The following is a 7984-nucleotide window of genomic DNA, read 5'->3' on the forward strand; positions in this document are numbered from 1 at the left end:
ATCACCATTGCCAGTTGCTACAAAATAATTTTTTAATAGGTAATTAAATGGTATTGAGGATGATTTTGTTTTTTTGGACATTGTAAAAAGGCTTCCAAGTAATATGGTTTTAATTTACATAACCTATTCGTTGAAAATTCATATTTCCAATTATTTAACTTTAATTAAATCTTTACCGTTAGTTTAAAACTTAGGTACACTTCTAAATTAAAAATAATACCCATGGTTTCTAAATTTTTTGTTTTTGAGGAAGCATATCTTTAACATTTAGTGCTATTCCAATGAACTTCCATGGATCACCAACATTCCCTATAAAATGAATTAAATGCATAGGAGTCCCTGAAGCCACTGGAATTAATCTATTTCCAATGAAATATAAGGTTTAATTTTTTCAAAATCTTCTTCCGAAAGGATTTGAATTTTGCGAAGGGAGGAAATTTGTTTAAATTTTCCATTTTGATTCTGGTAGGCCACAATTACTTTTGCCAAACTTCGGGAAATATAGGGGTGTCGAGCTAATTCATCAGGGGAGGCTGTATTTATTAAAATTTTTTGGGGAATAAAGCCCTCTGATATTTTGCCATTTGCTAGTAGATTTTCGAGTACTTCTGGCTTCAAACCATATACTTCTTCCAATTGTTTGTCATCTATAAAACCACCTAAAGCATTCCTAAATTTAACAATGCGTTTGGAAAGTATTGGCCCTATGCCAGAGATAAACTGAAATTCTTCTGCAGAAGCCAAGTTAAAATCCAGTGAAATGGGTAGTTTTTCCCTTTTCTTTTCTGGAAAGCTCATCTTTGGGGAACTCTTAACTTTCTGTTGATTTGTAAATGTTTCTTTTTTGATAAAAAGGGTGTCGGGCAAAAGAATATAATCCGAAAGGGTTTGAAAATTCTCTTTCGGAAAACCATAAATTTTTAGCAGGTCGGCCTTAATTCGAAACTTTCCTCCTTTATTTCTGTAATTTATTATGCGCCGGGCAATTTTTGGGGGAACCCCCAACTTTTTAAGTTCTTCTTCTGAAGCGATGTTTGGGTCAAAAGAAAAATACACCGGTTTGGGCTTGTGAAAAGGGGAGTTCTTATTTTGTTTTTTGTTGTCAATTAATCGATCCTCCAATTTTAAAGCCAGGCTATCCAGTAGTTGTCGATCTTTTTGGCTTATGGTGATGGGTTTTCGTGAAAAGGAGCTAATGAAATAAGGAGCACTCAATATTATAAAAATGGCGAAAATAGTAACAAAGAAGCCGTTTAAGTCAGATTGGGAAAAACCGAAATAATTTCTTAACCATTGTTTGATTCTTTTCATAATTGAATTCCTTCCCAGGGAAAAAGTTGTTGGTTTTGTTGTAATTGTCTGATTTTAAGTTGATTTTATTGGGTTGTTTGACAATAAATGCTTTAATTTTTAGTAAAATATATATATAAGGTAATAGAAGAGATTAATTAATTTTTATATCATTTTATTCTGAAAAGGATTTAATTGATGCCAGGGACTACTTAAACAGTAAGTGCGATAAAGAGGAATGGTAGGTATGACAGCCACTTAAATATATCTTCATCGGAAGAAATATTGGAAAATGAAGTGGCTCTTGAATTAAAGGTGACAATGGTAAACTCAAGGATGCCTTCAATATTTACATTTCAAGGACTTAAGAGGGCTGTAGGGGTAAATATATTATTTATAATGAGTATAAATAACCTCCTTTTAGATGTGTTGCTTTATAATTACTCTTTTAAACATTAATTTTGCGCTAATATTCGAATAGGTTTATGCATAACACTTTTAAGGCGATAAGTTTATCCTATAAAGAGGCTCCCCTGGAGATTAGGGAACAAGTAGCATTATCCGAAGATCAATGCAAAAAACTTTTAAAGTATTTTAAAGAGTTTACCAATGTTCAGGATGCCCTAATTCTTTCTACCTGTAACCGAACTGAAATATATTATTCTTCCGAGGAAGATTTGAGCAAATCTCTTTTGGGTATTTTGAGTATCGAAAAGGAATGGTCTGATTCCTTAAAATATAAAAAATACTTCACTTTTTACAATGATCACCAACAAGCTGTTGATCATCTTTTTCGCGTTGCTATTGGTTTGGAAGCTCAGGTTGTGGGAGATTTACAGATTTCTAATCAGGTAAAACGAGCCTATCAAGCCAGCGCTGATGAACAAATGGCTGGGCCTTTGCTTCACCGTTTAATGCATACTATTTTCTTTACCAATAAGCGAACTGTCCAAGAAACTGCATTTAGAGACGGGGCGGCTTCTGTTTCCTATGCTGCTACTGAATTGGTTGAAGAATTGACCTCTGAAATAATTAACCCTAGGATATTGGTCATTGGAGTGGGGGAAATTGGTGCTGATGTTTGTCGAAATTTCATTGGACAAACCGACAAGGAAGTTTACATCACTAATCGGACCTTTTCAAAAGCCGAATCTTTGGCCGCAGAATGTGGTCTCAAAACCATTCCATTTGAGCAGACTTTTGAGGTAATGAAGGATTTTGATGTGATCATAAGTTCGGTTGCTGCTGAACAGCCATTTATTACAAAATCTTTCGTAGAATCTATGGAGATTCTTAGCTTTAAGTATTTTATAGACCTTTCGGTACCAAGGAGTATTGAAACGTCTATAGAAGATATTCCAGGTGCTTTGGTTTATAATGTGGATAATATTCGAAATAAGGCTTCTCAGGCTTTGGAGAAAAGAATAGCTGCCATTCCACAGGTAGAAAAAATTATAGAGGAGTCTAAGGAAGAATTCCAGGAGTGGACTAAGGAGATGATTGTTTCGCCGACCATTAAGAAATTGAAAAATGCTTTAGAGCAAATTCGTCTTGATGAAATAAAACGATACACCAAAAACCTGAATAGGGAAGAAACTGCCAAAGTGGAAAAAATAACTAAGAACATGATGCAGAAAGTAATCAAGCTTCCGGTTTTGCAGTTGAAAGCGGCTTGTAAAAGAGGGGAGGCGGATACTCTAGTGGATGTTCTAAATGATCTATTTGACCTGGAAAAAGCTAAAGAAAAGGTTTAGAAATATTTTATAAATAATTTCGAGAAGGGATAAACAAGAAGAAGTATGTTTATCCCTTTTCTTTTTTATAATAGATGTGGGTATTAACTTTTTACTATTTGTTTTCTTTGTGGATTCTTAATAAAAATGGTCAGGAAATAAAGTTGGAGGTTATTTCAGGCCATTTAAATTAGTTGTAGTAAATTATTTTTGTTGCAGCGGGATTTAAACATGCTCTTAAGAACATGTCGCTAATTTTGGCACCTTCACAAATTCTTTTAAGGTTTCTATTAATACTTGTCTACATTTTTGGAGGTAAACATGGGTTACATTGTTTATGAATGTGAATATTTGTTGTTTCCTCCTCCTTATTTACTTCAAATTGGGCATAGGGCTTTAAAAGCCAATTCTTGCAAGCTCTATTTTCAATTTTTAAAGGATCCAATTTCATTTTATCATCCAAATAGATATAATAAACTCCTGCTGGTCCTTCAAAATAAAATACCCCATCAAAGTTAGTTTGGAAGCTCATGGATTCTCCCTGTCTTTTATTATTGTTAAATACATGTAGCTTTTGATTAACATATTTTCTGCTCTTTGTTTTTTTCTCCAGGAGGTCCTCAGGAGGAAGTGCTCCCCCGCAATAGTCGGAAGAATAAGTCACGATTACCTTTACGGAACTATTTTTACTATTTTGTTTGTCCATTCCTTTTGAATTAACACATCCCCATAGGAAAATAGTGCTGAGTAAACAGCCGACAAATGCCATTTTACTCCACTTTGAGGTTTTAACAATATCCATAATTCTATATTGACTAAAAAGTTTTGTTTTTAATACTTTTACAAGTATGCTATTGGTATTAGCACTTTATAAATATTAAAAGTGCATTTAACTAAAAAGGAAAATAGACTCATGTTTGAGTCTATTTTTCCAAAATTTACAATTTTTTTTAAAGAACTTATTTTAAATGACCACTCTTATATTGATTAATTAAGGACAATTTTTTTCAACACCTTTTGGTCTCCTTTTTCAAGCTCAAGTATGTAAATGCCTTTTCTCAGTTGGGATAGGTCCAAAGATAAGGTTTCCTCATTATGATACTGCACTTCCCTTTGATAAACTACTTTTCCATTTAAGGCGTGCACTGTTAGTAATAGGTTTCCTTTAAAAGAGTTTCCTAGGCTTAGGTTAATTGGGCCTTCTGAAGGGATTGGATATATGGAAACATTATTTTTTAGTTCTTCTTCCATACCCAAAAATGTTGGAATATCAGGAATTACTTCAAAGTTATCTATATACCAACCCCAACCAGTAGTATAAGCATCGGAATTCAGTCGAAATCTTAATAAAACTTTTTCTCCGATCTCAAAGCTATCTCCTAAAGGAATTGTATGTTTTACCAATAATTCTTCCGCTGTCAAATTTTCAGATTCTATCAAAAAGTCCAGTTCGTATTCCCCTAGGTAATTATATTCATAGAGCCATTTCCATAAACCATCCTCTCCCTGTAGGTTTGCATCGTAACCTTTTAGAGTGGTCCAATTGATTAAGTCTGTACTAGCTTCTACCGTTACATAATCCCAAAATTCTTCTTCTCCAAAAGAGACACCTTCTTCTCCTGGTTCCACTAATGCAAGATCTTGAAACTCCAAGAACGTATTTTCTGAGCTGATCTCAATAGGAATTGTTAGGGTGGCTGAATAATTTGCATTATCCACATAAGGATGTTCGGTATGCAAACCTACACTTTCAAAAATGTCTGTGGTGGTTATCTCAAAACCCGACAAAAAGAAATCATCATTTTTCACATCCTCGAAATTATTACTATATTCTTGTTGAGCTTCCTGAATCTTTAGCAACTGCATTTCATTTATTAAACTCTTATAAGGGACTTCATCTTTATAGCTAATAAGGTTAAGGCTGAGTTCTGCGGTTTCTACCTCAATTTCTTGATCGATAATGATTGCTTCTGAATTAGCCTCAATTTTTGTTAATTTTAGATCCCCATTAAAGACTACAGTACTGTCGTAGGCAGATAGTAAATTAGCAACAAAATTAATCTTGAAGTTTGTGTCCCATAATTGTTTTACATCATCTATCCTTGGTGCCTGTACCACTGTTGGTGTAGGAGCGTTAAGTAGATCCGGAACGGTAGCAGTCCAAATGCCTCTTCCATGAGTGGCAATAATCACCTCATCGTCTTGAATTTTCATATCCCAAACAGATACAGCAGGAAATTCTTCAATTCTGGCCCAGTTTTTCCCGTCGTCAGTGGATTCAAAAATTCCTATTTCTGTACCTGCCCAAATGATATCGGTATTATGAGGCATTACCAAAACTGAATAAGTGGCGACATCAGGGAAGCCTTGGCTATTACTGGTAGGATCAAAACCACTTATATCTTCCCAGGTTTGGCCTAAATCTTTGGTACGTAATATTTTTCCTGAATTAGCTACCGAGAACAAAACAAAAGCAGTTTTTTCATCCAAAGGATGAGTATAAATACCAGATAAAGAGGCAAAAATATCTATATTTTTAGGGTTAGGTACCGGATTAAAGCTGAGCCCCCCGTCTTTAGAAATTTGTAGATTATAAACTCCCTCTGCCATACCTGAGCCGGCCCAAACAATCTGGGGGTTAGCGGAAGAAACGGCCAAATCTCCCCTTGTACCATTATACAATTCTGAAATTGGGGTTAAATGCCATTCCCGGCCAAAATCATCACTACGCCATATCCCTTGGGCTCCCATTACATAAACTAAGTCTGGGGCTAATTTTGCATTGGCAATTCTAGTAATGAAAGGAGCATTTCCAGAACCAGTGTCTGTCATTCCATCAGTAGCACTTTCAATGTTATCTCCATTTAACCTTCTCAATCCATTATATTGAGAACCTCCAATGATCTGAGTAGGGTCAGTAGGATGCCATACGACCTCAAAACCATCTCCACCAAATAGTTCAACGTATGGACTACTGAAATCAGCATTTTGGTTTTCTTCCAGGTTAAGAAATCTAGGAAGAAATGCCCAAGTTCCGTTATCTTGAGTTCCACCGGCATAATGTTGACTTCCCGGTGCCTTGTCTGCTCCATAGAACTGAGCCGTATTATAACTTAAGCCACTCATGGTCCAGGATTCGTTTTCATAGCCCGGGTTTTCACTCATATCAGAAAGATAAATTCCTCCATCATTGGTGTTAATAATTTGAAACTCTCCCTCATTATCTCCTTTTATGGCAGTAAAAGAATGTTGGTCTGGGTGTTGAGGATATCCAAACCAATAACTGTTTCTAAATCGATCATCTCCTGGGGCATCGCCATAACTGTCCACTAAGTATTGAATTTCTCTGATTTGGACATTTAAAGTAGTAGCAAGAATTTCTATTTTAGATTCAGGCAACTTGGCGGGGTCCCAACTAATTCCTTCTGGTTGCTTTAGCCAAAGGTTAAATATTGGAGCTATATCTATACCTCCATCTATAGCAATTTCAGCATCAGGGGCATTAGGATCGTAATCTGCAGCATGTACAAACAGATATTCCCGGCTGGTATCAAAATCATCGGTAAGCGAAAAGCTGCCATCCTGTTGCTGGTCTCTAAAAGAAATAGCTAACTGACGATTATTAGTTATATCCCAGGCTTCAAGGGGAATTTCTATATAATCTTGATAAGTGTAATCTGAAGAAGGAACTCCTGAAGTTGCACCTTGTGGTACCGTAAATCTATGAGCTTTTTGACTTAATCCTTCGCCGAATCTTATTTCCACGCTAATTGGTGTTTCTGTTCCCTCATAAAAACGAATCTCCTGGTCCAAAAAGGAGGAAGTAGTTTCAGATAAAAGTCCTTGAAAAGAATTTTTTGTAGAAGTATCATCAGTCAAGCTGATTTTCATAATATTTACTCCCCCTACATAAACTATTTTTTCATCATAGGGATGCACCATTACCGCATTATCATACCATCCCTGTCCACCTAGAGAGAAATAATCGGAATCTCCTTCTTTTGGAAGGGTTAATTTCCAGGTTTCTGCTCCATCATTTGAATAATAAAGTTCTCCTTCTTCATTGTCAATGGAGGCATATAAAACTGAAGGATTGGTTTCTGAAATACCAATTTCAATTCTTCCACTATTAGGAAAGCCTGTTGAAGGTAAATTCCAGTTCTCCCCAGCGTCGGTAGATTTAATTACTCCATAACCTTCCACCGCGGCATATTGGAAGTTAAAATTGGTAGGATCGGCAATAATTTGTTTTACACCATAAGAGTTATCAAAGACCTTTTTCCAGGAAGCTCCTCCATCAATACTCTTAAATATCCCACTTTTCTCAAAATCACCCGAAGTGGCTGCTGCCAGTACGATATCTTCATTGTTAGGGTCCACAATGATCCGGTTGATATGTTGAAAATCTTCCTCATTGGTAGTGCTACTAAGTTGTGTCCAAGTATTGCCACGATCTTCTGTTTTATACATTCCATCCCCTGAAATGGTACCTGTGGCACCAGCAACTCCTCTCTCCCCTGTTCCTGCGTAGATTACATCAGGATTGGAGGCCGCCATGGCCAAAGAAGAGATAGCAATGTTTGGTAAATTACTTTCTTTGGTTAGTTCAATCCAGGATTGTCCTGCATCTTCTGTTTTCCATATTCCGCCCCCAACAGAACCTGCATACCAAGTTTTATGAGTGGCATCGTCTGGGTCTACTATTAAGGCTCTTGTTCGTCCTGGGACATTGCTTGGTCCCCGTTCTGTCCAAATTATTTCAGTACCTTCACCATTTATATTGCTTAGGCCAATTAATTTTTCATCTCCCCTGCTTATTTTTCCTACAGATTTAACTGGGGCCTTTTTTAAAGCTTTGCCTAAATAGTTTGTGGGATAATTTGGGTTTTCCTCTCCTATGGCTGTTCTTATCAGCCTGTGATATTCTCCAAATTCATCTGGGTTATCGTATTTAGGGTTAT

The 7984-nt window shown here is 36.1% G+C and carries 4 protein-coding genes; 1 reads left to right on the plus strand and 3 read right to left on the minus strand.

Annotated features, from left to right (window positions below):
• Positions 1-354: 354 nt before the first annotated feature.
• Positions 355-1311 carry a ComEA family DNA-binding protein gene (locus E1171_RS12590; protein WP_155206361.1) on the minus strand — a complete coding sequence of 319 codons (957 nt, stop codon included), beginning with the start codon at positions 1309-1311 and terminating at the stop codon, positions 355-357.
• 464 nt (positions 1312-1775) lie between these two features.
• On the opposite strand from E1171_RS12590, the gene hemA reads away from it, so the two are divergent.
• Positions 1776-3044, plus strand: a complete 1269-nt coding sequence (gene hemA, locus E1171_RS12595; RefSeq protein WP_155206362.1) for a glutamyl-tRNA reductase — start codon at positions 1776-1778, stop codon at positions 3042-3044.
• 280 nt (positions 3045-3324) lie between these two features.
• On the opposite strand, the gene E1171_RS12600 is transcribed toward hemA, so the two are convergent.
• Together E1171_RS12600 and E1171_RS12605 are read right to left on the minus strand one after the other, a co-directional pair.
• Positions 3325-3825, minus strand: a complete 501-nt coding sequence (locus E1171_RS12600; RefSeq protein ID WP_155206363.1) for a hypothetical protein — start codon at positions 3823-3825, stop codon at positions 3325-3327.
• Positions 3826-4010: 185 nt separating this feature from the next.
• Positions 4011-7984, minus strand: a 3974-nt coding sequence (locus E1171_RS12605; protein ID WP_155206364.1) for a T9SS type A sorting domain-containing protein, incomplete at its 5' end; no start/stop codon positions are given.

This window comes from Xanthovirga aplysinae, from assembly GCF_009711365.1.
In the GTDB taxonomy this organism is placed as follows: Bacteria; Bacteroidota; Bacteroidia; order Cytophagales; family Cyclobacteriaceae; genus Xanthovirga; species Xanthovirga aplysinae.

Coding starts and splice junctions, on each gene's coding strand:
- E1171_RS12590 (WP_155206361.1), bottom strand. CDS start 1,311: ATGAAAAGAATCAAACAATGGTTAAGAAATTATTTCGGTTTTTCCCAA.
- hemA (WP_155206362.1), top strand. CDS start 1,776: ATGCATAACACTTTTAAGGCGATAAGTTTATCCTATAAAGAGGCTCCC.
- E1171_RS12600 (WP_155206363.1), bottom strand. CDS start 3,825: ATGGATATTGTTAAAACCTCAAAGTGGAGTAAAATGGCATTTGTCGGC.